This is a genomic window from Neotabrizicola sp. VNH66 (assembly GCF_049445895.1).
Lineage (GTDB): Bacteria > Pseudomonadota > Alphaproteobacteria > Rhodobacterales > Rhodobacteraceae > Pseudogemmobacter.
The window spans coordinates 377,838-402,720 of sequence record NZ_JBMSDW010000001.1; the positions used below are offsets into that span (position 1 = coordinate 377,838).

General features: G+C 65.3%; 25 protein-coding genes. 4 read left to right on the forward strand and 21 right to left on the reverse strand.

Features of this window, described 5'->3' with window-relative positions:
• Positions 1-61 precede the first annotated feature (61 nt).
• Entirely contained in the window at positions 62-934 is an 873-nt protein-coding gene (locus ACO2Q5_RS01925) for a hypothetical protein (protein ID WP_423287887.1), read from the forward strand.
• A gap of 9 nt (positions 935-943) precedes the next feature.
• On the opposite strand, the gene ACO2Q5_RS01930 is transcribed toward ACO2Q5_RS01925, so the two are convergent.
• Positions 944-2,041 carry an ABC transporter ATP-binding protein gene (locus ACO2Q5_RS01930; RefSeq protein ID WP_423287888.1) on the reverse strand — a complete coding sequence of 366 codons (1,098 nt, stop codon included), beginning with the start codon at positions 2,039-2,041 and terminating at the stop codon, positions 944-946.
• Between the two features lie 75 nt (positions 2,042-2,116).
• Positions 2,117-2,899: an SDR family oxidoreductase gene (locus ACO2Q5_RS01935; protein WP_423287889.1), complete on the reverse strand. Its 783-nt coding sequence runs from the start codon at positions 2,897-2,899 to the stop codon at positions 2,117-2,119.
• 206 nt (positions 2,900-3,105) lie between these two features.
• On the opposite strand from ACO2Q5_RS01935, the gene ACO2Q5_RS01940 reads away from it, so the two are divergent.
• Positions 3,106-4,161, forward strand: coding sequence for a Hint domain-containing protein (locus tag ACO2Q5_RS01940; RefSeq protein WP_423287890.1), 1,056 nt, complete (start codon positions 3,106-3,108; stop codon positions 4,159-4,161).
• Between the two features lie 98 nt (positions 4,162-4,259).
• Here ACO2Q5_RS01940 and ACO2Q5_RS01945 read toward each other — a convergent pair whose 3' ends face one another.
• Positions 4,260-5,858: a peptide chain release factor 3 gene (locus ACO2Q5_RS01945; protein WP_423287891.1), complete on the reverse strand. Its 1,599-nt coding sequence runs from the start codon at positions 5,856-5,858 to the stop codon at positions 4,260-4,262.
• A 131-nt stretch (positions 5,859-5,989) separates the two neighbouring features.
• Between ACO2Q5_RS01945 and ACO2Q5_RS01950 the strand changes: the two genes are divergently transcribed.
• Complete coding sequence (locus ACO2Q5_RS01950) at positions 5,990-6,775, forward strand: hypothetical protein (RefSeq protein WP_423287892.1); 786 nt, start codon at positions 5,990-5,992, stop codon at positions 6,773-6,775.
• 3 nt (positions 6,776-6,778) lie between these two features.
• Here ACO2Q5_RS01950 and ACO2Q5_RS01955 read toward each other — a convergent pair whose 3' ends face one another.
• Positions 6,779-7,627: a transglutaminase-like domain-containing protein gene (locus tag ACO2Q5_RS01955; RefSeq protein WP_423287893.1), complete on the reverse strand. Its 849-nt coding sequence runs from the start codon at positions 7,625-7,627 to the stop codon at positions 6,779-6,781.
• Between the two features lie 259 nt (positions 7,628-7,886).
• Between ACO2Q5_RS01955 and ACO2Q5_RS01960 the strand changes: the two genes are divergently transcribed.
• The gene (locus tag ACO2Q5_RS01960) at positions 7,887-9,479 is read left to right on the forward strand and encodes a DEAD/DEAH box helicase (protein WP_423287894.1); all 1,593 of its coding nucleotides are present in this window, start codon (positions 7,887-7,889) and stop codon (positions 9,477-9,479) included.
• A gap of 78 nt (positions 9,480-9,557) precedes the next feature.
• Here the strand turns inward: ACO2Q5_RS01960 and ACO2Q5_RS01965 are convergent, their stop codons facing one another.
• The 17 genes from ACO2Q5_RS01965 to ACO2Q5_RS02045 all read right to left on the reverse strand — a co-directional run bounded on the left by ACO2Q5_RS01965 (position 9,558) and on the right by ACO2Q5_RS02045 (position 24,883).
• Positions 9,558-11,234, reverse strand: coding sequence for a ribonuclease J (locus tag ACO2Q5_RS01965; RefSeq protein ID WP_423287895.1), 1,677 nt, complete (start codon positions 11,232-11,234; stop codon positions 9,558-9,560).
• Positions 11,231-12,004, reverse strand: coding sequence for a type III pantothenate kinase (locus ACO2Q5_RS01970; protein ID WP_423287896.1), 774 nt, complete (start codon positions 12,002-12,004; stop codon positions 11,231-11,233). Before ACO2Q5_RS01970 ends, ACO2Q5_RS01965 begins: the two co-directional genes overlap by 4 nt.
• 12 nt (positions 12,005-12,016) lie before the next feature.
• Positions 12,017-12,754 (reverse strand): biotin--[acetyl-CoA-carboxylase] ligase, encoded by a 738-nt coding sequence (locus tag ACO2Q5_RS01975; RefSeq protein WP_423287897.1) that lies wholly within the window; start codon positions 12,752-12,754, stop codon positions 12,017-12,019.
• Positions 12,755-14,191 carry an NADH-quinone oxidoreductase subunit NuoN gene (gene nuoN / locus ACO2Q5_RS01980; RefSeq protein ID WP_423287898.1) on the reverse strand — a complete coding sequence of 479 codons (1,437 nt, stop codon included), beginning with the start codon at positions 14,189-14,191 and terminating at the stop codon, positions 12,755-12,757.
• 10 nt (positions 14,192-14,201) lie between these two features.
• Positions 14,202-15,746 carry an NADH-quinone oxidoreductase subunit M gene (locus ACO2Q5_RS01985; RefSeq protein ID WP_423287899.1) on the reverse strand — a complete coding sequence of 515 codons (1,545 nt, stop codon included), beginning with the start codon at positions 15,744-15,746 and terminating at the stop codon, positions 14,202-14,204.
• A 15-nt stretch (positions 15,747-15,761) separates the two neighbouring features.
• On the reverse strand, positions 15,762-18,101 hold the full coding sequence (gene nuoL / locus ACO2Q5_RS01990) for an NADH-quinone oxidoreductase subunit L (protein ID WP_423287900.1): 2,340 nt from the start codon (positions 18,099-18,101) through the stop codon (positions 15,762-15,764).
• Between the two features lie 4 nt (positions 18,102-18,105).
• The gene (gene nuoK / locus ACO2Q5_RS01995) at positions 18,106-18,411 is read right to left on the reverse strand and encodes an NADH-quinone oxidoreductase subunit NuoK (protein ID WP_423287999.1); all 306 of its coding nucleotides are present in this window, start codon (positions 18,409-18,411) and stop codon (positions 18,106-18,108) included.
• A gap of 79 nt (positions 18,412-18,490) precedes the next feature.
• A complete protein-coding gene (locus tag ACO2Q5_RS02000) occupies positions 18,491-18,865 on the reverse strand; it encodes a hypothetical protein (protein WP_423287901.1) in 375 nt (124 codons plus the stop codon).
• Between the two features lie 3 nt (positions 18,866-18,868).
• Positions 18,869-19,477 (reverse strand): NADH-quinone oxidoreductase subunit J, encoded by a 609-nt coding sequence (locus ACO2Q5_RS02005; protein WP_423287902.1) that lies wholly within the window; start codon positions 19,475-19,477, stop codon positions 18,869-18,871.
• Positions 19,474-19,884: a carboxymuconolactone decarboxylase family protein gene (locus tag ACO2Q5_RS02010; RefSeq protein ID WP_423287903.1), complete on the reverse strand. Its 411-nt coding sequence runs from the start codon at positions 19,882-19,884 to the stop codon at positions 19,474-19,476. Before ACO2Q5_RS02010 ends, ACO2Q5_RS02005 begins: the two co-directional genes overlap by 4 nt.
• A complete protein-coding gene (locus ACO2Q5_RS02015) occupies positions 19,881-20,399 on the reverse strand; it encodes a hypothetical protein (RefSeq protein WP_423287904.1) in 519 nt (172 codons plus the stop codon). Before ACO2Q5_RS02015 ends, ACO2Q5_RS02010 begins: the two co-directional genes overlap by 4 nt.
• Before the next feature lie 24 nt (positions 20,400-20,423).
• On the reverse strand, positions 20,424-20,918 hold the full coding sequence (nuoI, locus tag ACO2Q5_RS02020) for an NADH-quinone oxidoreductase subunit NuoI (RefSeq protein ID WP_423287905.1): 495 nt from the start codon (positions 20,916-20,918) through the stop codon (positions 20,424-20,426).
• A gap of 2 nt (positions 20,919-20,920) precedes the next feature.
• Positions 20,921-21,136 (reverse strand): hypothetical protein, encoded by a 216-nt coding sequence (locus ACO2Q5_RS02025; protein WP_423287906.1) that lies wholly within the window; start codon positions 21,134-21,136, stop codon positions 20,921-20,923.
• Between the two features lie 2 nt (positions 21,137-21,138).
• A complete protein-coding gene (gene nuoH, locus ACO2Q5_RS02030) occupies positions 21,139-22,176 on the reverse strand; it encodes an NADH-quinone oxidoreductase subunit NuoH (protein ID WP_423287907.1) in 1,038 nt (345 codons plus the stop codon).
• Between the two features lie 15 nt (positions 22,177-22,191).
• Complete coding sequence (locus ACO2Q5_RS02035; RefSeq protein ID WP_423287908.1) at positions 22,192-22,593, reverse strand: hypothetical protein; 402 nt, start codon at positions 22,591-22,593, stop codon at positions 22,192-22,194.
• Positions 22,594-22,598: 5 nt separating this feature from the next.
• Positions 22,599-24,635, reverse strand: coding sequence for an NADH-quinone oxidoreductase subunit NuoG (nuoG, locus tag ACO2Q5_RS02040; RefSeq protein WP_423287909.1), 2,037 nt, complete (start codon positions 24,633-24,635; stop codon positions 22,599-22,601).
• Entirely contained in the window at positions 24,632-24,883 is a 252-nt protein-coding gene (locus ACO2Q5_RS02045) for a hypothetical protein (RefSeq protein ID WP_423287910.1), read from the reverse strand. Before ACO2Q5_RS02045 ends, nuoG begins: the two co-directional genes overlap by 4 nt.

The window sequence follows — 24,883 nt, forward strand, 5'->3', positions numbered from 1 at the left end:
ATATTCAGCGCAAAGCCGCGCCCGCCCGGGCCGCGCGTGAAGAATGACAAAGCAGGCCCGAATGCGCATCGTCTATCACCTTGGCGCCCATTGCACCGATGAAGAGCGGCTGATCCGCTGCCTGCTGAAGAACCGGGGCGTTCTGGCCGAACAGGGCATCGTGGTGCCCGCGCCCACCCGCTATCGCAAATTGCTGCGCGATACGGCGGTGCAGCTGAAAGGCGCCGCCGCCACGGTGGAAACGCAGGCCCTCGTGCTGGAGCAGATCATGGACGAGGATGTGGCCGACCGGCTGATCCTGTCCTGGGAAAGCTTCTTGTCCTTTCCGCAATGGGCGCTGCGCGGCCAGCTTTACAGCTTTGCCGGGGAACGCATCCGCGCCTTCACCCAGATTTTCCCGCAGATCGAGGCAGAGTTTCATCTGGCGATCCGCAACCCCGCCACATTCCTTCCGGCGCTGTTCGAAAAGCAGAAGGCCAAGAGCCATGAGGAATTCTTCGAGGGCACCGATCCCTTGCAGATCCGCTGGTCCGATGTGGTGCGCCAGATCGTGGCCCAGAACCCCGGGGTGCCCTTGGTCATCTGGGCCGATGAAGACACGCCGCTGATCTGGCCAGAAGTGCTGCAGGCGGTTTCGGGCCATGACGACGGCACCGTTCTGGAAGATACCGACGAACTTCTGTCGCTGATCATGTCGCCCGACGGGCTGGCGCGGATGCGCAATTACATGACCAGCCATCCGCCCGCCTCGGTCCAGCAGCGCCGCCGCATCGTCTCGGCCTTTCTGGAGAAATTCGCGCTGGAGGACCGGGTGGAAATGTCCTTCACCCTGCCCGGCTGGACGCCCGATCTGGTGGCCGAACTGACCGCCCGCTATCAGGACGACATCCGCGTGATCCGCGACATCCCCGGTGTCAGCTTCATCGAGGCCTGAGGCCGCCGGTCAGGCCGGAAAGACGAAGCAGCGGTCCCGCCGGATCATCAGCCACAAGGCCGTGCCGGTCCTGGGCAGGAACACGCCGGGCACCGCCGCCGTCAGCCGCGATCCGTCATGGTCCATGCCGAATTCCACCAGCGATTCATGGCCCATGAAGCGGGCGCGCAGCACGGTGCCGCGGGCGGGCGTGCCGTCCTGCGGCGTGGGGTTCGGGCCGCGGCCCGCGCGGTCGAAGTCGATCTTCAGATGCTGCGGCCGGATGACGATTTCCACCGGCGCCCCGTCCCGGTGCCCGGGCGTCAGGAAGGCGCCAAAGGGCGTCTCGGTCAGCGCCCCCCGGCTGGTGCCGCGGATCACGTTGATATCGCTGAAGAACGCCGCCGCCGCCCGGTCCGCGGGCGCGTTATAGACATTATAGGGCGCGCCGCGCTGCACCACCCGGCCACCGCGCATCAGGGCGATTTCATCGGCCATCCGCATCGCCTCATCCGGCTCATGCGTGACCAGAAGGACGCCCGCACCTTCCTCTTTCAGGATGTCCAAAGTGGTGTCGCGGATGCCGTCGCGCAGCCGGTTGTCCAGACCCGAAAACGGCTCGTCCATCAGCATGACGCCGGGGCGCGGTGCCAGCGCGCGGGCCAATGCCACGCGCTGCTGTTCGCCCCCGGACAGCTGATGCGGATGCTTGGGGCCGAAGCCGGACAGGTTCACCCGCTCCAGCATCTCATCCACGCGGGCGGATTTGGCCGCGCGGTCGCCGGACAGGCCGAAGGCCACGTTTTGCGCCACGGTCAGATGCGGGAACAGGGCAAAGTCCTGAAACATCAGGCCGACGCCACGCGCCTCGGGCGGCAGGTGCAGGCCGGGGCCGGCGACCGGGCGGCCGTCGATCAGAATCTCGCCCTGATCCAGCCGCTCCACCCCGGCAATCATCCGCAAGGTGGTGGATTTGCCGCAACCCGAGGGGCCGAGGAGGCAGGTCACCTGCCCCGGCGCCACCGTCAGCGACACATCATCCACGACCGCCCGGCCGCCAAAGGCGCGCGACAGGTGGCGCAGCTCCAGTCTGGCCGTCTGGTCTCGGGGCGGGCGGGTGTCAGGCATGTCCACCAAGTGAAAACGTCGGGAAAGCCCTAGCAGCCCGACCGTCCGGCTTCAACCCGTCCGCCGCCCGAAGCATCAGATGGTGATGTTCGACGCGCCGCCGTCCAGCAGGATGTTCTGGCCCACCATGAAACCCGCATGCTGCGAACAGAGGAACGCGCAGGCCGCGCCGAATTCCTGCCGCGTGCCATAGCGCCCCACCGGGATCGAGGCCCAGCGGGCGGCGCGGGCGTCCTCTTCGCTGATGTTCTGCGCGCGCGCCGCGCCCTGATCCAGCGCGGTGGCGCGGTCGGTCGCATGCATGCCGGGCAGAAGGTTGTTGATCGTGACACCCTTGGGCGCCACCTGCCGCGCGGTGCCCGCAACGAATCCGGTCAGCCCCGCCCGCGCCGAATTCGACAGGCCCAGCACGCCCACCGGCGCCCGGACCGACACGGAGGTGATATTGACCACCCGGCCCCAGCCCTGCGCCATCATCGCGGGCAAGGTGGCCTGCATCAGCGCGATCGGCGTCAGCATATTGGCATCCAGCGCGCGGATGAAATCCTCCCGGCTCCAGTCCGACCACAGGCCGGGGGGCGGCCCGCCCGCATTCGTCACCAGAATATCCACCGTGCCACCCGCCGCGGCCAGCACATCGGCGCGGCCCTCCTCGGTGGTGATGTCGGCCACCACGGGCGTGACCTTCACACCATGGGTCGCGGCGATTTCGGCCGCGGTCGCCTCCAGCGCCTCACGCCCGCGGGCGCAGATCACCAGATCGACACCCGCCTCGGCCAAAGCCTCGGCACAGCCGCGGCCCAGACCCTTTGACGCGGCACAAACGATGCCCCGCTTGCCCCGAATTCCCAGATCCATATCCACCTCCTGTCCTGTTTACGGGCCAAGACTAGGCCGCGCCGCCGCCCGGCGAAACCCCGTCCGCGGCAGGAGAATGCACAATCCCGCGGCACAGGCGTCAGTGTTTCCCGCAACAATCCAGTTTCACCAAGGGTTTGACCGCGGCCTTGCCTGTTTGCTAGACTGTTTGCGAAAGTGGTGGGGGCCGCTGGCAAAGTTCAGAGATGACCGTTCACAGCATGCCCGATTCCGCCCCCCTTCCGGCCGCAGCCACCACCCCCGGGCACGCCTGTCAGGTCTTCGCCGCCGATGACATCTATGTCTCGCACGGGGTGAATCTGGGGGAAGGGCTGGGCCTGCCGGACGAGGTGCAGTCCGGCGACATCTACGATCTGGAGGAGGGATCCCGTCCCCTGCGGCTGGTGCTGACGCGGCCCGCCGCCGGGAGCGAGGCCATGGTGGCCGAAGGATCGCAGATCGGCGCGCCCGGCCAGCGCGCGAAGATGGAGGCGCGCTATACGTTGATGTCCTCGGACGGCAACAAGGTGGAACTGGTGCTTTTGACCGTGGCGGGCACCGCCTATGCCCTGCCGCTGTCGCCCATGGCGGAACGCGCGGGCTATACTCTGGTCGCCATCGACACCGCGCCGGAGGAGACGCGGCTGTCGGACCTGATCTGTGTCTCTTTCGCGCGGGGCACGCTGATTGCGCTGGCCTCCGGCCGGCAGGTGCCGATTGAAAGCCTGTCGCCGGGCGACCGGGTGCTGACGCGGGACCACGGGCCGCAGGTGCTGCGCTGGCTGGGCCGCGCCACGCTGCGCGGGGTGGGTGCCTTTGCCCCGGTGGTGATCCCGGCGGGCACCTTGGGCAATTCCGGCGATCTGATCGTCAGCCAGCATCACCGGATGTTCCTCTATCAGCGCCAGCGGGCGGCGGGGCTGACCACCTCCGAACTTCTGGTGCAGGCGCGGCATCTGGTGGATGACGAGACGGTCTATATCCGCGAAGGCGGCTTCGTGGACTGGTTCAGTCTGGTGTTTGACCGGCACGAAATCATCTATGCCGAGGGGATTCCGGCCGAAAGCCTGATGGTCAACGATGCCACCGTCAGCCGCCTGCCGCCGGAGATCGCCGCCGAGGTGCAGGCGAACTTTCCCGGGCTGGCACAGGTCCAGCATTTCGGGACCGAGGCCGGGCGGCAGTTTCTGGAAACGATGGGCCCGGCGGCGCTGTTTCAGACGCCCAAAGCTCCGGTCCGGGCGCGGCCCCGGCGGGGCTGACGGCGCGTCCCTGACAAGGCGCCGGGGGGCTTTGCGCCCCCCGGACCCCCGCAGGATATTTATGAACAGAGGAATGGGGCAGGAAGGTCTGAAGGCCGTCAGGCCATCATTTCCTTTGTCGCCGTCAGGTTCACGCCGGGATAGTCGCGCAGCACGCGGTCGATGTCCCATTGCAGGCGGGTCAGGAAGACCAGATCACCGTCGCTGTCATGGGCGACGTGCTGCTTGTTCACCGCCACCAGCTTTTCGATTTCCACCTTGTCGCCGGAGATCCAGCGGGCGGAGGTGAAGTTGGAGCCTTCGAAGCGGACCGGGATCTGATATTCCTGTTCGATCCGGGAGGCGAGCACGTCGAACTGCAGCGCGCCCACCACGCCCACGATGAAGCCCGAGCCGATGGAGGGTTTGAAGACCTTGGCCGCGCCTTCCTCGGCGAACTGGGTCAGCGCCTTTTCCAGATGCTTGGCCTTCATCGGATCGGTCGCGCGGATGTTCTGCAGGAGTTCCGGCGCGAAGGAGGGGATGCCGGTGAAGCGCAGCGTCTCGCCCTCGGTCAGCGCATCGCCGATGCGCAGCTGGCCATGGTTCGGAATGCCCATGATGTCGCCCGCCCAGGCCTCATCCGCCAGTTCGCGGTCGGCGGCGAGGAACAGGACAGGGTTCGTCACCGCCATCGGCTTTTTCGACCGGACGTGAAAGAGCTTCATGCCGCGTTCGAAATGGCCCGAGGCGAGGCGGACGAAGGCCACGCGGTCCCGGTGCTTCGGGTCCATATTGGCCTGCACCTTGAAGACAAAGCCGGTGACCTTGCCCTCTTCCGCGGCGATCTGGCGTTCGGCGGCCTTCTGCGGCTGCGGTTCGGGACCGAAGCTGCCGATCCCGTCCATCAACTCCTTCACCCCGAAAGAGTTGATGGCCGAGCCGAACCAGATCGGCGTCATCGCGCCATGCAGGAAGGCCTGACGGTCAAAAGCCGGGAGGAGTTCGCGCGCCATCGCCACCTCTTCCCGCAGCTTTTCCAGCATGTCGGCGGGAATGTGGTCGGCCAGCCGCGGATCGTCCAGCCCGTCCAGCTTGACCGATTCCGCCACCTTGTTGCGGTCGGCGCGGTCCATCAGCTCCAGCCGGTCATTCAGAAGGTCATAGGCGCCGAGGAAATCGCGGCCCGCTCCGATGGGCCAGCTGGCGGGCGTGACGTCGATCGCCAGGTTTTCCTGAATCTCGTCGATGATCTCGAACGTGTCGCGCGCCTCGCGGTCCATCTTGTTGCAGAAGGTCAGGATCGGCAGGTCGCGCAGACGGCAGACTTCGAACAGCTTGCGGGTCTGGGATTCGACGCCCTTGGCCCCGTCGATCACCATGATCGCCGCATCCACCGCCGTCAGCGTGCGGTAGGTGTCTTCGGAAAAGTCGCTGTGGCCGGGGGTGTCAACCAGATTGAAGCGGAACGCCTTGTATTCAAAGGACATAGCGCTGGCGGAGACCGAGATGCCGCGGTCCTGTTCCAGCTTCAGAAAGTCGGACCGCGTGCGCCGCGCCTCGCCCTTGGCGCGGACCTGTCCGGCCATCTGGATCGCGCCGCCGAACAGCAGGAACTTTTCGGTCAGCGTGGTCTTGCCCGCGTCGGGGTGTGCGATGATCGCAAACGTCCGGCGGCGGGAGATTTCGGGCGGAAGGTGGGGGGCATTGTCCAGCATGGGCGGGCTTTTATCCGGCTTTGCCACGCGCGTCCACGGGTCTGCCCGGGGGGCTGGGCTGGGGCGTGGCTTGACCCCTGCCCGGCCCGCTTTTAGGCTGGATGGAACCGCGGGGGGCGCCAGCGCAGAAGATGACAGCAGAACCCGTCTACCCCGATGCCCCCGACGACCTGATCGCCACATGGAACGTGCGCCGCCGCCCGCTGGCCTTTGCCGAGGGCGAGGTGCTGCCGCCGCTGGATTGCGATCTGGCCGCGCTGGCTGCTGCGCGCATCCCTGCGGATGAGGCGCTGGCCCGACCTGCCTCGGCCCATGCCACGAAACGGCATGAAATCCGCAGCGAACTGGCCGGGCATTCGGAACTGGCGGGGCTGAACGGTCTTCTGATCGCGCATCTGCGCAAACGGCGGTTTCCGCGCCACACGCCGCGGCTGTTCCGCCGGATCTGGACCGAACAGGGCGCGGTGCTGTTGCAAGACCTGCCGCCACGCTGGCTGATCTCCTCGGTCATCACCTTCGGTGACCATGGCCAGACCGAGGAACAGCGGCGCATCGGCCTGTCGATGAATGTGATGTTTTCACTGATGAAACTTTATGAGTTCGAGCGGCTTTATTCCGGCCAGCCCGCCGACCGCGCCTTCGGCCTGCGCCGCACCCGGGAGAACCGGCTGCCGCTGGACATGCCGAATTTCTCGCTCCTGTCGGGGGGGCTGGATGTGAACCTGCTGGCGCCCCTGTGGCAGATGGCGCAGGAGGAACCGGTGGCCGGACCGATCGCCCTGCATCTGCTGAACGCGCTGAACGAGGATCCGGGCAACCTGTTCCGCCGCATCGGCCAGATGCGGGGCGCCCTGACAGAGCGCCGCCGCAACCGGCGCGCCCGCGCCGGGGGAGCCAAAGCCGAGGCCGCCGAATAGCTGTCAGGCGCTTTTCCGCAGCGGGAACGGCACCAGACTGCCCGAGGGCGGGGTTTCCTCGGCAATCACCCGGAACGCGGTCAGCTCATGCGCGCCGAAGCTGGTCAGCATCGGCACATCGGCGGCATCCCGGCCATGCGCCACCACGATTCGCCCGATGCGCCGCGCATTGTTGCGCGGATCGAACGTGTGCCAGCGGCCGTCCATCCAGACCTCGACCCAAGCGGCATAATCCATCGGGTCGGGGTTGTAGGCCACGCCGATGTCGCCCAGATGGCCGTTGATATAGCGCGCGGGGATATTCAGCGCGCGGCACAGGCCAATCATGACGTGGGCAAAGTCGCGGCAGACGCCCTTGCGTTCCTCCAGCGCCTGAAGCGCGGTGCGGGTCGCGCAGGCCTCGCCATAGCCGAATTCGATATGGCCATGCACGAAATCGCAGATCGCCTGCACCGTCTCCCATCCCGGCTCCATCGCACCGAAGAGATCCCAAGCAATTTCGCCCATGGCATCGCTTTCCACATAGCGCGAGGCGCGCAGATACGGCAGCACCTCATGCGGCAAGCTCTCGACCGGGTCGGGGCGGGCGCCGGGGGCCACGGGATCCACTGCGCCGTCATTGCGGATCAGCCCCTCGCCGGCCAGCGTCAACTCTCCCTCCGGGGCCATGAAGCGACGGCAGATGTTGCCATGGTCGTCACGATAGACCGCGGCCGAGGTGACGGGGCTGGACCAGTGGCGTTCCGGCATGATGAGATCGCGCCCATGTTCGGGCCGGGCCGAAACCATGGTCACGACCGGCGCGGGCCGGGCAAAGTTCAGCGTGAAGACATAGCCGTAACGGATGATCATGGCGTTTTTTCCCTGATGGGTCCGCACAAGGCGGAAAAAGGGGGCCGGACGGCCTGAGCCATCGGCCTGTGCAGGGATAACGCGCGAAACCCGCCCCGGTTTCCGCCTGATCTGCCCCAAAACCGGGCAGCGACGTTGACCTTCCGTGAAATTCGCGCTATCGGCGGCCTTATGCCCGCAATCCGGCGGGTTTTCGCCAGGGGCGCCCGACATCGCGTCCCGTGACCCCGCGGCCTGCGGCCGCCACGACTGGACGCTGATGACCAAATTCTCTGACCTTGCCCTTGACCCCCGGGTCCTGCAGGCCATTTCCGAAGCCGGCTACGAGACCCCGACCCCCATTCAGGCCGAAGCCATCCCCGAGGCGCTGAAGGGCCGCGATGTTCTGGGAATCGCCCAGACCGGCACCGGCAAGACGGCCAGCTTTACCCTGCCGATGATCACGCTTCTGGGTCAGGGCCGCGCCCGCGCCCGGATGCCGCGCAGCCTTGTGCTGGCGCCGACGCGGGAACTGGCGGCGCAGGTCGCGGAAAACTTCGATGTCTATGCCAAGCACACCAAGCTGACCAAGGCGCTGCTGATCGGCGGCGTGGCCTTTGGCGAACAGGACAAGCTGATCGACCGCGGCGTCGATGTGCTGATCGCCACCCCCGGCCGCCTGCTGGACCATTTCGAGCGCGGCAAGCTTCTCCTGACCGGCGTTCAGATCATGGTGGTCGATGAGGCCGACCGGATGCTGGACATGGGCTTCATCCCCGATATCGAGCGCATCTTCCAGCTGACCCCGTTCAGCCGGCAGACCATGTTCTATTCGGCCACCATGGCACCCGAGATCGAGCGGATCACCAATACCTTCCTGACCAACCCCGCCCGGATCGAGGTGGCGCGTCAGGCGACGACCAACACCAATATCGAACAGAACCTCGTGTTCTTCACGCCCACGCGGAAGGACCGCACCTTCACCGAAAAGCGCGCTGTGCTGCGAGAGCTGATCCGGGCTGAGGGTGAGGCCTGCACCAATGGCATCGTGTTCTGCAACCGCAAGATGGACGTGGATGTCGTGGCCAAGTCGCTGAAGTCGCACGGCTTCAACGCGGCGCCGATCCATGGCGATCTGGAACAGTCGCAGCGGATGAAGACGCTGGACAGCTTCCGCGACGGCTCGCTCCATATCCTTGTCGCCTCGGATGTGGCGGCGCGCGGGCTGGACATTCCGGCGGTCAGCCATGTGTTCAACTTCGACGTGCCCAGCCATGCCGAAGATTACGTCCACCGCATCGGCCGCACCGGCCGCGCGGGCCGGTCGGGCAAGGCCTTCACCATCTCGACCCCGCATGACGCCAAGCTGCTGGCGGCGGTCGAGGCGCTGGTGAAGATGGAAATCCCCCGCGCCGAAGTGCCCGCAGGCCTGGATCTGGCCAACGCGGGCAGCGACCGGCCGCAGGGCGAACGCTCCGGCAGCTCGCGCAGCGGCAGCAGCAGCTCGCGGTCGCGCGGGCCGAAATCCGCGCCCTACCCGCGCGAGGACCGCAAGCCCCGCGCCGCGGCCGAGGCTGAGGCCCCCGCCCCGGCAGAGGTCCGCGAACGCCCCGAGCCCAAGGAACGGGTTGAGCCGGTCCGTGAACGGAATGAGCGCAGCGCGCCGCCGTCGCGCGAACGGCGCGACGATCACCGTCCGCATCACCATCACCACCGCCGCGATGATGGCCCTTCGGTGGTGGGAATGGGCGACCATGTGCCCGATTTCATGCTGCGCAGCTTCAAGCTGCCCGACCCGACGCCCGCCGACAGCGTCCGCGCCTTCGAAGAAGAGGCCCCGGCCGAACAGCCGGCCCACGCTGAAGAAGAATAAAGGCGCAGATACAGATATTGAAAACGCCGGCCCCGCAGAGGGCCGGCGTTTTGCTTTCCGGTTTGACGGGCCGGGGGTCTACTCGGCCACCAGCCGGCTGACCACCACGGTGACCTCGGGCTTCTTGCCGATCTCTTCGACGGCGACCTGACGGACGATGCGCTTGATCTCGTCCTCCATCTTGTCATCGTCGCGCAACAGCTTGCGGCCCGCGCGGTCCATCCATTCGGTCAGTTCGGTTTCCATGCTTTCGGCCAGCGGGCGCCCGCCAAGGCCGGTCTCGGTCAGGCCCATCATCTCGACCCAGGGCTCGCCCATCGGCTCGTCATTCTCGTCCAGAATGACGGTGGCCAGCACATGCCCGTTCAGCGCCATGCGGATGCGTTCGCGGATCACCCCGTCCAGCGCGCCGATCAGCACGGTGCCATCCAGATAGATGCGGCCGGTCTCCACATGCTCGGCCACCACCGGAACCTCTCCGGTCAGGTCCAGCATCATGCCATTGGTCGCCACCCGGGCGGCGATTCCGGCCTCGGTGGCGATGCGGGCATGTTCCGACAGGTGGCGGTGTTCGCCATGCATCGGGATCAGCATGTCGGGCAGCAAGAGGCGGTGGACATGTTCCAGATCCGGGCGGTTCGCATGGCCCGAGACGTGATAGAGCCCGTCGGTGTCATCCACCACGGTCACGCCCATCTCGGAAAACGAATTCCAGATCCGCAGCACGTCCTTTTCATTCCCCGGGATCACGCGCGAGGAGAACAGGAACGTATCGCCCTCCCGCATCTCGAACCCCAGGTATTTGCCGCGCGACAGCGCCGCCGCCGCCGCCCGGCGTTCGCCTTGCGATCCGGTCACCAGCAGCATCAGGTTGCGGCGCGGGATTTCCAGCGCCTCTTCGGGCGAGACGGTCTTCGGGAAGACTGTCAGCACGCCGGTTTCCTGCGCGACCGACAGCATCCGCTTCATCGACCGGCCCATGACGCAGACCGAACGGTCGGCCGCCACCGCCGCCTCGGCCAGCGTCTTCAGCCGCGCCACATTGGACCCGAAGGTCGTGGCGACGAACATCGACGGGGCGGACTGGATCAGCTGGGTCAGCGGCGCCTGCAATGTGCTTTCCGACCGGCCGGGATGGGTCGAATAGACATTGGTCGAATCGCAGGCCAGCACCTTCACCGGCGCCTCATCCGCCACGCCCTGCCACAAAGCATCATCCCAGCCCTCGCCCACCACCGGATCGCGGTCCAGCTTGAAATCGCCGGTATGGACGATGCGGCCCGCGGGCGTGTCGATGATCAGCGCGGCGCTTTCGGGGATGGAATGGGCCAGGGGCACGAACTGCACCTTGAAGGGCCCCGCCTCCACCACCGCAGGCCGCGCCTCGACCGTGGTGATGGTATCGGCGGGCTGGCCCGCCTCCTCCAGCTTCAGCCGGCCGATGGCGGCGGTGAAGCGGCGGGCATAGACCCGGGCCTTCAGCTTGGGCCAGAGATGGCCAAGGCCGCCGATATGGTCCTCATGCGCATGAGTGATGAAGATCGCGTCCAGCCGGTCGGCGCGTTCTTCCAGCCATGTCATGTCGGGCATGATCAGCTCGACCCCGGGGGCCGAATCCATGTCCGGGAAGGTCACGCCCATATCGACAAGGATCAGCCGTTCCTTCCCCGGCGCGCCATAGCCGTAGACATAGGCATTCATGCCCACCTCGCCCGCGCCGCCAAGGGGAAGATAGATCAGCCGGTCTTTCGTCATGCCAAGTCCTTGTTGAAATCGTTGATCAGGACCAGACCGTGCATGGTCAGATCGTCCTCGATGGAATCGAACAGTTCGGTGTCCTGCGCGAACAGCGGCGCCAGCCCGCCGGTGGCAATGACCTTCATCGGCTGGTTCCGTTCCCGGCGCACCTGACGCACGATCCCCTCGACCAGTCCGATGTACCCCCAATACACGCCGGATTGCATGCAGGCCACCGTATTCGTGCCGATCGCCCGCGCGGGCCGGGTCACATCCACATGCGGCAGAGCGGCCGCCGCCATATGCAGCGCCTCCAGCGACAGGTTCACGCCCGGCGCGATCACACCGCCCACATAGGCGCCGTCGGTGTCCACCACGTCAAAGGTGGTGGCGGTGCCGAAATCGACCACGATCAGATTGCCGCCATGCCGGTCGAAGGCCCCCGCCGCATTGACCAGCCGGTCCGGCCCGACATTCACGCCCTGATCCACCCGCGGCGGATGCGGCAGGCGGCATTCCGGCTTGCCCACCACCAGTGGGCGGCAGTCGAAATAGCGGTTGCAGAGGACACGCAGGTTGAACACCACCCGCGGCACGGTGGAGGAGATGATGGCTTCGGTGATCTCCCCCTCGATCCGCTTCAGCGTCTTCAGCGTGTGAAGCCAGACGAAATACTCATCCGCGGTGCGCTTGTGATCGGTGGCGATGCGCCAAGTTGCGACAAAGCGGTCGCCGTCCCAGATCGAGAACACCGTATTGGTGTTGCCGCAGTCGATGGCCAGAAGCATGGCCTCTCCCCCTCAGAAGAACACATCCGCCGCCGGAATGGCGATCCGGCCCGCCGCAGTGCGCAGGATCAGATTGCCCTCGGCGTCGATGGTTTCGAAAACACCGCTATGGGTTTCCGTACCGGTGCGGGCGCGGATCGTCTGCCCCAGCCGGGCCGCGCGGGTCAGAAAGGCCGAACGCAAGGGCGCGAACCCCTGCAGCCGGAACATCGCCTCCCATCCCGCCATGGCCGGCGCAAGGGCATCCAGAAACACCGCAGGCGGGATCCGCAGGCCGGTTTCGGACCAGAGCGCCACGGGACGCACCGCCCCGTCCTCCACCGCCTCGGCCGGCGGGGCAGAGAACAGGTTGACGCCGATGCCGATGGCCAGCATGTCACCCGTCGCCTCCAGCAGGACGCCCGAGATCTTGCCGCCGTTCATCAGCACGTCATTCGGCCATTTCAGCGCAAAGGCCATTGGCAGGCCGGTCACCGCGACCAAAGCGTCATGCAGCGCCAGCGCCGCCACAAAGCTGCGCAGACCCAGCCGTTGCGGCGGGTCCGCGATGCGTTGGACCAAGGTGCCGTAGAAATTGCCCTTCGGACTGGACCACGGGCGGGCGCGGCGGCCGCGGCCCGCGGTTTGTTCCTCAGCAACGATCCAAAGCGGGCCGGTCAGGTCCGGCGCGCGGCGGAAGGCCTCGGCATTGGTCGAATCCACCGCGGGCAGGAAGATCCGGCCCGCGGCTGTTGCGCCCGGCTCGCTCACTTACCGGACAAGCGCTTCGGCCGCGACCTTGGCCGCAGGTTCGATACCGAAGAGGTTGATCGAGCCGAGGAGCATGATCGCCGCCACCGCCACGAACAGCGCCCATTGCACCGGGGCCATGCGGCTTTGCACCGGCTCCCGCTCTTCACCGAAGTAGATGAAGTAGACGACGCGCAGGTAGTAGAAGGCGCCGATCACCGAAGCCACCGCCCCCGCCACTGCAAGCCAGACCATCCCGGCATCAACCGCGGCGCGCAGAACCGCGAACTTCCCGAAGAAGCCCACGAAGGGCGGCACACCCGCAAGGCTGAAGAACAGCATCAGAAGCGCCATCGCCTTCAGCGGTTCCGTTCGCGAGAACAGGTTCAGGCTGGCAATGTCGGTGACCGGGCGGCCGTCCCGCTCCATCGACAGGATGAAGGCGAAGGTGCCGACATTCATGGTGACGTAGATCGCCATGTAGATCAGCGTCGCCTGCACCCCTTCGGCGGTGCCGGTGGCCAGACCGATCAGCGCATAGCCCATATGGGCGATGGACGAAAACGCCATCAGCCGCTTGATGTCCTTCTGCCCGATCGCCGCCACGGCGCCCAGATACATCGACACCACGGCCAGCGCGGCCAGCACCTGCCCCCATTGCGACGGGATCGTTCCGAAGGCATCCAGCACGACCCGGCCGATCAGCGCCATGGCCGCCACCTTGGGCGCGGTGGCAAAGAAGGCGGTGACGGGCGTGGGGCTGCCTTCATAGACATCCGGCGTCCACATATGGAAGGGCGCGGCGGAAACCTTGAAGGCCAGACCGGCCAGCATGAACACCAGCCCGAACAGCAGGCCCAGAGGCACGCCATCGGTCAAAGTGGTGATGATGCCCGAGAAGAGCGTGGTGCCCGCATAGCCATAGACCAGCGACGCGCCGTAGAGGAGCAGGCCCGAGGACAGCGAGCCCAGCACGAAATACTTCAGACCGGCTTCCGACGACCGCACGCTGTCGCGCCGCATGGCGGCCACGACGTAAAGCGCCAGAGATTGCAGCTCCAGACCCAGATACAGCGCCATCAGATCGCCCGAGGACACCATCATATTCATGCCCAGCACGGCCAGCGTGACCAGAACCGGGAATTCAAAGCGCAGAAGCCCGTAGCGGGTCATGTAATCCTGGCTCATCACCAAAACGGCGGCGGCCGAGACAAGGATGGTCACCTTGCCGAAACGGGCGAACGGATCGTCGATGAACATCCCGCCGAAAGCGGCCCGCTCCCCCTGCCCGGCAAAGCCGATCCAGAGCGCCATGGCGACGAAGACGCCCGCGGTGGCCCACAGAAGCGGCACCGCCACCTTGTCCTTGCCGGTGTAGACGCCGAACATCAGCGCGGCCATCGCGTAAAGCGCAAGGATGACCTCGGGCAGGACGATGTTGAAATCAGCTGCGGTCATGGTCGGGTCCTCAGTGCGTCACGGCGGCAGTTTCCCCGATCACCTCGGGGATGCTGGCGTGGTAATCGGTGATCAGCTGGGCCACCGAAGGCCCGATGATGTCGGTCACAAGGCTGGGATAGACCCCCAGCAGCAGCGTCATGGCGACGAGCGGCGCGAAGATCGCCTTTTCCCGCGCGGTCATGTCGTCGATGGTCTTCAGGCTTTCCTTGATCAGGTCGCCGAAGACAACCCGGCGATAGAGCCACAGCGCATAGGCGGCCGAGAAGATCACGCCCGAGGCTGCGAAAAGCGCAACCCAGGTGTTGGCCTGGAAGATGCCCATGATCGTCAGGAATTCACCGACAAAGCCCGAGGTGCCCGGCAGGCCCACATTCGCCATGGTGAAGAACATGAAGACCAGCGCATAGCGCGGCATCCGGATGACAAGCCCGCCATAGGCGTCGATCTCACGCGTGTGCATCCGGTCGTAGATGACCCCCACGCAAAGGAACAGCGCGCCCGAGATGAAGCCGTGGCTGATCATCTGGAAGATCGCCCCGTCCATGCCCTGCTGGTTCATGGTGAAAAGGCCCATGGTGACATAGCCCATGTGCGCGACCGAGGAATAGGCGATCAGCTTCTTCATGTCGTTCTGCACCAGCGCCACCAGCGAGGTGTAGACGATGGCGATGGCCGACATCCACAGCACCAGCGGCGCCAGAATGTCGCTCGCCACCGGGAACATCGGGATCGAGAAGCGCAGGAAACCGTAGCCCCCCATCTTCAAAAGCACCGCCGCCAGCAGGACCGACCCCGCCGTAGGCGCCTGAACGTGGGCGTCGGGCAACCAGGTGTGCACCGGCCACATCGGCATCTTCACCGCGAAGGAGGCGAAGAAGGCCAGCCACAGCAGCGTCTGCATGCCGCCCAGCACATGGATGCCCAGGACCGAGAAGCTGTCCGAGCCGAAGTTGTGGTTCAGAAGCGCCACGATATCGGTGGTGCCCGCGTCCATATACATGGCGATCATGGCCACCAGCATCAGGACCGAGCCGAGGAAGGTGTAGAGGAAGAACTTGAACGCGGCATAGATCCGGTTCGCACCCCCCCAGATGCCGATGATCAGGAACATCGGGATCAGGCCGGCCTCGAAGAACAGGTAGAAGAGCACCAGATCCAGCGCGCAGAATACGCCGATCATCAGGCTTTCCAGCACGAGGAAGGCGATCATGTATTCCTTGACGCGGGTGTCCACCTCCCAGGTCGACCAGATGACCAAGGGCATCAGGAAGGTGGTCAGCATGACGAACAGGATCGAAATCCCGTCCACGCCCATCTTGTAGTTGAGCCCCATGATCCACGGGGTTTCCACGACGAACTGGAACCCGGTGTTCTGCGGGTCGAACTCGGCCAGCAGGAACAGCGAGGCAAGGAAGGTCGCCAGCGTGGCGAACATGGCCAGCCATTTGGCGCTGCGCTGCGCAGCGGCGTCATTGCCGCGCAGGAACAGGGCCAGAATGGCCGCCGCGACCAGCGGCAGGAAGGTGATGATGGAGAGAAGTTGTTGTGCCATGGATCTCGCGCCCCCTTACTTGGCGCCGCCGAAGAGCGTCATCCAGGTGACGAGGACAACGATCCCCAGCACCATGGCGAAGGCATAGTGGAACAGGTAGCCCGACTGCGCGCGGGCCGCGAGGCGGGTGAAGAAGGGGACAATCCCCATCGCCACCCCGTTTATGGTGCCGTCAATGACCTTTCCGTCGCCGTTCCGCCACAGGAAGCCGCCCAGCCATTTCGCCGGCCGCACGAACAGGAAGTCGTAGATCTCGTCGAAATACCACTTGTTCAGCAGGAAGAGGTAAAGCGGGCGCTGCTGTGCCGCCAGCCGCTTCGGCAGCGAGGGGTTCTTGATGTAGAACAGCCAGGACAGCGCAAAGCCCAGAACCATGGCGACGAAGGGCGAGACTTTCACCCATTTCGGCACCGCATGCGCCGCGGCGATGATGTTCACCGGGGCATGGTGGCCTTCCTCGGCATGGGCCGGGTCGTAATTCAGGCGTTCGTTGACCACGGCCTGCTCCTCGGCGCCATAAGGCAGGATCAGCACGGCGCCCTTGGGCGCGGTATGGGCAGTTTCCCCATGCGCCGCCGGGGCGGGTGCGGCATGACCTTCGGCCGGTGCAGCTTCGGTCGTCACGGCTTCAGCCGGAGCGGCTTCAGCCGGAGCGGCTTCGGCCGTGGCCGGGGCGGTCTCCGCGGTTGCAGGTGCAGCTTCAGTCGTGGCCGCCGCAGTTTCGGCGGGAGCGGCAGGCTCATGATGTTCGGCCGCAGCCTCCATCCCGAACCAGGCGCGCAGCTTGGCCTCATCCCCGAAGAACACATTATACCACAGCATGCCCGAGAACAGCGCGCCCATGGCCAGCACCCCCAGCGGGATCAGCATCACGACCGGGCTTTCATGCGGCTCATGGTGGCCATGGCCGTGATCGTCGTGGCCATGCCCGTGGGCATCGTGACCATGTGCGTCATGGCCGTGGTGATCGTCATGGCCATGCCCGCCCGCCCGGCTGGTGCCGTAGAAGGTCAGGAACATCAGCCGCCACGAATAGAACGAGGTCATCCCCGCGGCGATCACCAGCAGCACGAAGGCATAATTGGACCCGACATAGGCGCTTTCGATCACCGCATCCTTCGACAGGAAGCCGGCAAACCCATAATGCGTCAGCGGGATACCCACGCCGGTGATGGCCAGCGTGCCGATCATCATGGCCCAGAAGGTCAGCGGGATCTTCTTCCGCAGCCCGCCGTAGTTGCGCATGTCCTGTTCGTGGTGGGTGGCATGGATGACCGAGCCCGCGCCAAGGAACAGCATGGCCTTGAAGAAGGCATGCGTGAACAGGTGGAACATCGCCACCGGATAGGCGCCCACGCCCGCAGCCACGAACATGTAGCCCAGCTGCGAACAGGTGGAATAGGCGATCACCCGCTTGATGTCATTCTGCACCAGCCCGACGGTCGCGGCGAAGAAAGCGGTCGTGGCCCCCAGAATGGTGATGAAGGCGGTGGCCGTCGGCGCATATTCATAGATCGGCGACATCCGGCAGACGAGGAAGACGCCCGCGGTCACCATGGTCGCGGCGTGGATCAGCGCCGACACCGGGGTCGGGCCTTCCATCGCATCCGGCAGCCAGGTGTGCAGGATCAGCTGCGCCGATTTCCCCATGGCGCCGATGAACAGCAGGACGCCGATCAGGTTCGCGGCATTCCACTCGGTCCAGAGGAAGGTGACATTGGTCTCCGCCAACCCCGGCGCCGCGCCGAAGATCACGTCGAAATTGATCGAGTCTGTCAGGAAGAACAGCGCGGCGATGCCAAGGACAAAACCGAAGTCGCCCACCCGGTTGACGATGAAGGCCTTCATCGCGGCGGCATTCGCGCTTGGCTTGCGGTAGTAGAAGCCGATCAGCAGATAGGAGGCGACGCCCACGCCTTCCCAGCCGAAGAACATCTGGACGAGGTTGTCCGAGGTGATCAGCATCAGCATAGCGAAGGTGAAGAACGACAGATAGGCGAAGAAGCGTGCCTTGTAATGCTCGCCCTCGTGCCAGTTGTCGTCATGCGCCATGTAGCCGAAGGAATAGAGGTGGACGAGCGCGGAGACCGAGTTCACCACCACCAGCATGATCGCGGTCAGCCGGTCCAGACGGATCGCCCATTCCGTGTTCAGCGAGCCGGATTCGATCCAGCGCAGGATGGTGATGTGCTGCGTCTCGCCGTCGAAACCCAGAAAGATGACCCAGCTCAGCGCCGCGGCCAGAAACACCAGCGCCGTGGTCAAGACCTGCCCGGCCTTTTCGCCGAAGATCCGCCAGCCAAAGCCGCAGAGGATGGCGCCCACAAGGGGGGCAAAGAGGATGATCGTCGCCATCGTGTCAGCCCTTCATCACGTTCACGTCTTCCACGTCGATCGTTCCGCGGTTGCGGAAGAACACGACGAGGATCGCCAGACCGATGGCGGCTTCGGCCGCGGCCACGGTCAGCACGAAAAGGGTGAAGATCTGCCCCGTCAGATCGCCCGCATGGGTCGAAAAGGCGACGAGGTTGATGTTCACCGCAAGCAGCATGAGCTCGATCGACATCAGGATGACGATCACGTTCTTCCGGTTGAGGAAGATCCCGAAGATGCCGATGACGAAAAGGCACGCCGCCACCGTGATGTAATGTTCAATTCCTACCATCATCTGTCCCTCGGGGCCTTGTCGCCCGTTGTCTTTCTTCACCTCCGGGCCGGGGCCCGGACTGGTCATCCCTGCGGCCTCAGCCGCCGTATTTTTCGCAGGCACAGCTTTCATAGGCGGCCTGCCCCTGCGTGATCTTCGCGCCCGCCTCGCGGGCGATACCGGCGATCCGGCCCATCGTATAGCTCTGCCGGCCCTCCAGCGCGCGCCAGACCGGATCCAGCTTTGCGTGGTCGTCATAGGCGATGGTCATCATCAGCCGCTGCCCGCCTCCGCAATCGTCGAGGATGATCCGGTAGTCCTCACCCGCCCAGGGCGCATAGGCCACGAACCCGCCGCCCTGCCAGCCGATGTTGTAATCCCCCACGGCCGCATCATGGCATTCCGGCAGCGGGGTCAGCGCAACCGCCTGCCCCCCCGCAACAACCGAAATGGCCAGAACCGCCGCCCGCATGGATCAGAGCCCCTGCCCCGGTTTCACGTCCTTCAACTCCATCGTCTTGGCCGGGTCGCGCCACATCTGCTGCAGCACGTTCTGCCGCTTGATGTCCTTGCGGTGGCGCAGGGTCAGCAGGATCGCCCCGATCATGGCGACCAAGAGCACAAGACCCGAAGCCTGGAACAGGTAGATATACTTGTCATAGACCAGCATGCCGATGGCACGGGCATTCTCCATCCCCTCGGGCGAGGGCGAGGGGCGCAGGGCCGCCGCTTCGGGGGCCGTGGTCCAGGCGCCAAGGCCGATGGTGATCTGCATGATCAGGACGACCCCGATCAGAAGGCCCAAAGGCGCCGCACGCGCCAGTTCGCCCTTCAGCGCGGCGAAATCCACGTCCAGCATCATGACGACGAACAGGAACAGCACCGCCACCGCGCCGATATAGACGATCATCAAAAGCATGGCGACGAATTCCGCCCCCATCAGCACCATCAGCCCGGCGGCCGACAGGAAGGTCAGGATCAGCCACAGCACCGAATGCACCGGATTGCGGCTGACGGTCACCATCAGGCCCGCAGACACCGTGATGACGGCGAAGACATAGAATGCAAGATCGGCCAGGGTCATCCCTTCGCTTCCTTCTTTTCGTCGAAGACGGACTGGGCCAGTTCCAGCGCCTTCTGCATGGCGGGGAGCCCGCCGAACATGCTCATCTGCCAGATCACCTCGGCGATCTCGCGCTCGCTCGCCCCGGCTTCCAGCGCGTGGCGGACGGTCAGCTTCACCTGCGGCTCTGCCTGGGCGCCCAGGACGGTCAGCCCGGCCAGCGTCACCAGAAGCCGCGTTTTCGCATCCAGACCTTCGCGGTTGAAGGTCTTGCCGAACCACATCTCCATGATGTCGGCCGGCATGGTGGGGAACATCTTGTCGAAGCCCGCGACCTTCATCCCCTCCAGCGCAGGGTTGAAGGCGCGCAGCATCTCCTGCGAGCTTTCCATCATCTGGCTGAACATCCGGGCATAGGTCTCGTTCATTCGGCCCCCCGCAGGCAAAGGTAGAAATTGACATTCTGGAACCCGGCCGTGGCCGAGGTCATGACAAGCGTTTCGCTGCGCTCCTGCCCCGGGGCGGTCTGATACTCGGGCGAGGTGTTCAGAACCACCTCTCCGCCCGCGACCCAGCCCTGCGGACATCCCTCCGCCGCGCGCGCCAGAAGGACGACACCCTGCCCCAGATCGCCCGCACCCGCCACGCCCTGCGGACCCGCCGGGCCGATGGCACCCTGCGGCCCCACCTCACCCTGCGGTCCCTGCGGACCTTCGGGGCCCGCCGCGCCCTGCGGACCCGCGGGACCAATGGCCCCTTGCGGGCCAACGGGACCGGGCCCGCCCTGCGGAGCGGCAGGACCCGCCGGACCGACTGCGCCCACCGGGCCGACAGGACCTTCCGGCCCCGGACCGCCGCGCAGGAAGCCACCGGCAAACAGCGCGACAGACAGCGCAAGCGCGCCGCCCAATGCTCCGAATGCTGCTGACTGAACCTTGCTCATGGCGGGGTCTGATCCGTGCGGGGGTTAGCGGTAAGGCGCGTCGAGTTCGAGGTTGCGGGCGATTTCGGCCTCCCAGCGGGCGCCGTTGTCCAGCAGTTTTTCCTTGGTGTAGAACAACTCTTCCCGGGTTTCGGCCGAGAATTCGAAGTTCGGACCTTCGACGATGGCATCGACCGGGCAGGCCTCTTGGCAGAAGCCGCAATAGATGCATTTCGTCATGTCGATGTCATAGCGCGTGGTGCGGCGGCTGCCGTCTTCACGCGGTTCGGCGTCAATGGTGATGGCCTGCGCCGGGCAGATCGCCTCGCACAGCTTGCAGGCGATGCAGCGTTCCTCACCATTCGGATAGCGGCGCAGCGCATGCTCGCCGCGGAACCGGGGGCTGAGCGGCCCCTTTTCATGCGGATAGTTCACCGTGGGCTTCGGCTTGAAGAAATACTTCATGCCAAGGGCAAAACCCTTGATGAAATCCACCATCAGGAAATAGCGCGTCGCGCGGTTCCAGTCGACGTTGGCCATCATTAAATCCCCAGCTTCCGCTCGATGTGCTCGACGCGCTCATCAATCGAGCGGATGTAGCCGCCCAAGCCGAAAAGCACACCTTCCGTTGACTGGGCACGGGCACCCAGTTCATCGACCTTGGTTTCCAGATCATCAAAGCGCTTGTCGATGCGCCCGAAATCTTCACGGATCAGCCGAAGCTGCTCCAGAATGAGGTTGTCCACATTCTCTGCCACCCTCAGCCCCCCATCGTATAGCGGGCCCAGAAGGCGCCGAGGACTTCGAACTTGGCAAGGAAGGAGACGATAACCACCCAGCCGAGCGACAGCGGCAGGAACACCTTCCAGCCGATCCGCATCAGCTGGTCATAGCGGTAGCGGGGCACGATGGCCTTGACCATGGCGAACATGAAGAACCACGCCCACATCTTGGCGACCATCCACCACCAGCCGTCGGCGATGCCGGGGATGGGCGACAGCCAGCCGCCGAAGAAGAACAGGCTGATCAGCGCGCACATCAGGAAGATGGCGATGTATTCGCCCGCCATGAACAGCAGGTAGGGTGTGGACGAATATTCGACCATGAAGCCGGCGACGAGTTCGGATTCCGCTTCGGGCAGGTCGAAGGGCGGGCGGTTCGTTTCGGCCAAAGCCGAGATGAAGAACAGCACCAGAACCGGGAAATGCGGCAGCCAGTACCAGCCCAGAAGGCCCCAGCCGGTGTCCTGCGCATGGACGATCTGGCTCAGGTTCATCGAGCCGGTCGAAATGATCAGGCCGATGATGATCAGGCCGAGCGATACCTCATAGGAAATCATCTGCGCGGCCGACCGAAGCCCGCCGAGGAAGGCGTATTTCGAGTTCGACCCCCAACCGCCCATGATCACGCCGTAGACTTCCAGCGAGGAGACGGCAAAGACGAACAGGATCGCCACGTTGATGTCGGCCAGCACCCAGCCCTCATCGAAGGGGATCACCGCAAAGGCCAGAAGCGCCAGAACGAAAGACAGCACCGGGGCCAGGAAATAGACGAACTTGTCGACACCGGCCGGGACGACGATTTCCTTCAGCACATATTTCAGCGCATCCGCAAAGGTCTGCAGCAGCCCCCAGGGACCCACCACATTCGGTCCCCGGCGCATCTGCACCGCCGCCCAGATCTTCCGGTCGCCATAGACCATGAAGATCAGCGACCCCATGACGAAACCCGTCACTGCAAGTGTCTGCAGGATCAGGAGAACCGCCGTCCCGAGGCCCGTGCTGAAAAATCCGTCCATTCTCTTTCGTCCCTCTCAGACCGTCGGAATGCGCAGCTCGCCGCAGTCACGCACCGTCACTTCGGCGTCAATGGTCTGCACCCCCCGGGGCAGCGCTGCGGAAATCAGATAGACCGCATCGCCCCGCCAGGTATCGCCGGCCTTGGCCACCTGTGTCCTTACATGCCGCGCAAACCCGGCGCCCCGGATCAGCGCATATTGTGCGGCGGCGCAACGGCCATAGGCCTCGACATCCGCCTCATCCCCCGCGCCCTTCATGGCAACGCGGAAGCTCACCATATCCCCGTCCAGCAGAACCGTCTGGATCCCCAGATATTCGGCCCGTGCCGGTGCTGTTGTCACCTCTGCCTGCGGCGCGCAAGCCCCGACCGCCGCCGAAGCGGAGGCCAGAAGCGCAAGGGCCGCAAGGTGACGCATCCCGGTTACTCCGCCGCCAAGGGCGCGGTCAGCCGCGCCTTGGCCATGGCCGACAGTTCGGCCATCACGGAAGACGCCCGGGCAATCGGGTTGGTCATGTAGAAGTCCTTGATCGCATTGCGGAACGTGGCCTTGCCCGGCGCGCGCAGCTCCAGCGCGGACCAGTCGTTCGCGGCCACTTCGCCCACGGCACCCAGATGCGGATGCGCGGCCACCAGCGCGGCGCGCAGCCCGGGAAGGCTGTCCCACGGCAGCTTGGCCCCCACCTCGGCCGAAAGCGCGCGCAGGATCGCCCAGTTCTCCTTGGCCTCACCCGGGGCAAAGCCCGCGCGGAAGGCCAGTTGCGGGCGGCCTTCGGTGTTCACGAAGAGGCCGTTTTCCTCGGTATAGGCAGCAGCAGGCAGGATCACATCGGCCCGGTTCGCACCACGGTCGCCGTGGCTGCCCTGATAGATGACGAAGGGCGCGGCCACGCCGTCTCGGCTGATCTCAACCTCATCGGCGCCCAGATTGAAGACGACCTGCGCGCCTTCGGTGGCGACGGAAAGCCCACCCTCGGTCACCGCGCCCACATCCATTGCACCCACGCGGCCCGCGGCAGTGTGCAGGACCAGAAGCTTGGCCTGACGCGCTTCGGCAATCGCCATGGCATGGGCCAGAACCGCCTCGCCATCGGCTTCGTTCAGCGCGCCCTGCCCCACGATCACGACACCCGGCTTCTTGTCCGCCGGGGCAGAGCGGGCCAGATCCAGATGCGCCACCAGCGCGGCCCGGTCGGTGCCGAAATGGTGGTAATCATAGGTCAGATCCGCCGCCTCGCCGATCAGGCCGATCTGCGCACCCTGCGCCCAAGCCTTGCGGATGCGGGCGTTCAGAACCGGCGCCTCGACCCGCGGGTTGGTGCCGATCAGCAGGATGCCGCCCGCGCTGTCGATGTCTTCAATCGTCGCGGTGCCGACATAGGCGCTGCGGTTGCCGATGGGCAGACGCGCACCATCGGTGCGGCATTCAACCTTGCCGCCCAGCCCTTCGACCAACAGCTTCAGCGAATAGGCCGCCTCGACCGGGGCCAGATCGCCCACCAGACCGACGACCTTCTTCCCCTTCATGGCGGCGGCGGCCTTTTCCAGCGCCTCGGGCCAGGTCGCGGGACGCAGGCGGCCGTTTTCGCGAATATAGGGCTTGTCCAGCCGCTGGCGGCGCAGACCGTCCCAGATAAAGCGGGTCTTGTCACTGATCCACTCTTCGTTCACGCCGTCATTGTTGCGCGGGATGATCCGCATGACTTCGCGGCCCTTGGTATCGACCCGGATGTTCGAGCCCAAGGCATCCATCACGTCGATGGATTCGGTCTTGGTCAGCTCCCACGGGCGGGCGGTAAAGGCATAGGGCTTCGCCGTCAGGGCGCCCACCGGGCACAGGTCGATGATGTTGCCCTGCAGGTTCGAATCCAGCGTCATGTTCAGATAGCTGGTGATCTCGCTGTCTTCCCCGCGGCCGGTCTGGCCCATCTGGGTGATGCCGGCCACTTCGGTGGTGAAGCGCACACAGCGGGTGCAGGAGATGCAGCGCGTCATCTCGGTCTTGACCAGCGGGCCAAGGTTCAGGTTCTCCGACGCCCGCTTCGGCTCGCGGTAGCGGGAGAAGTCCACGCCATAGGCCATGGCCTGATCCTGCAGGTCGCATTCGCCGCCTTGGTCGCAGATCGGGCAATCCAGCGGGTGGTTGATCAGGAGGAACTCCATAACCCCTTCGCGGGCCTTCTTGACCATGGGCGACTTGGTCTTGACGACCGGCGCCTCACCGTTCGGGCCGGGGCGCAGATCGCGCACCTGCATCGCGCAGCTGGCCGCGGGCTTCGGCGGGCCGCCTACCACCTCGACCAGACACATCCGGCAGTTGCCCGCGATGGACAGGCGTTCGTGATAGCAGAAGCGCGGGATCTCGACCCCGGCGACCTCAGCCGCCTGGATGATCGTCATCGCGCCATCCACCTCGACCTCGATGCCGTCGATGCTGATTTTCTTGAGGTTGCTGCTCATTTCCGCGCCTCCAGTTCCGCAACCCGGCGTTTCAGCGCAAGGATCTCGTCGCGGATTTCGTCAATATCTTCGCCGTGCTTTTCCGTCGAAACCGAAGCCAGACCGGCTACGCCCATGGCCTGCACCATACCTTCGTGCAGTTCTTCCAGTTTGCGTTCGACCCGGGTCAGCCGGTGCCTTGTGTCCTGAGTGTCAGAGCGGATTTCCCGCAGCAGACGCAGCACGACATTGTCTTCGCTCTCGCCCAT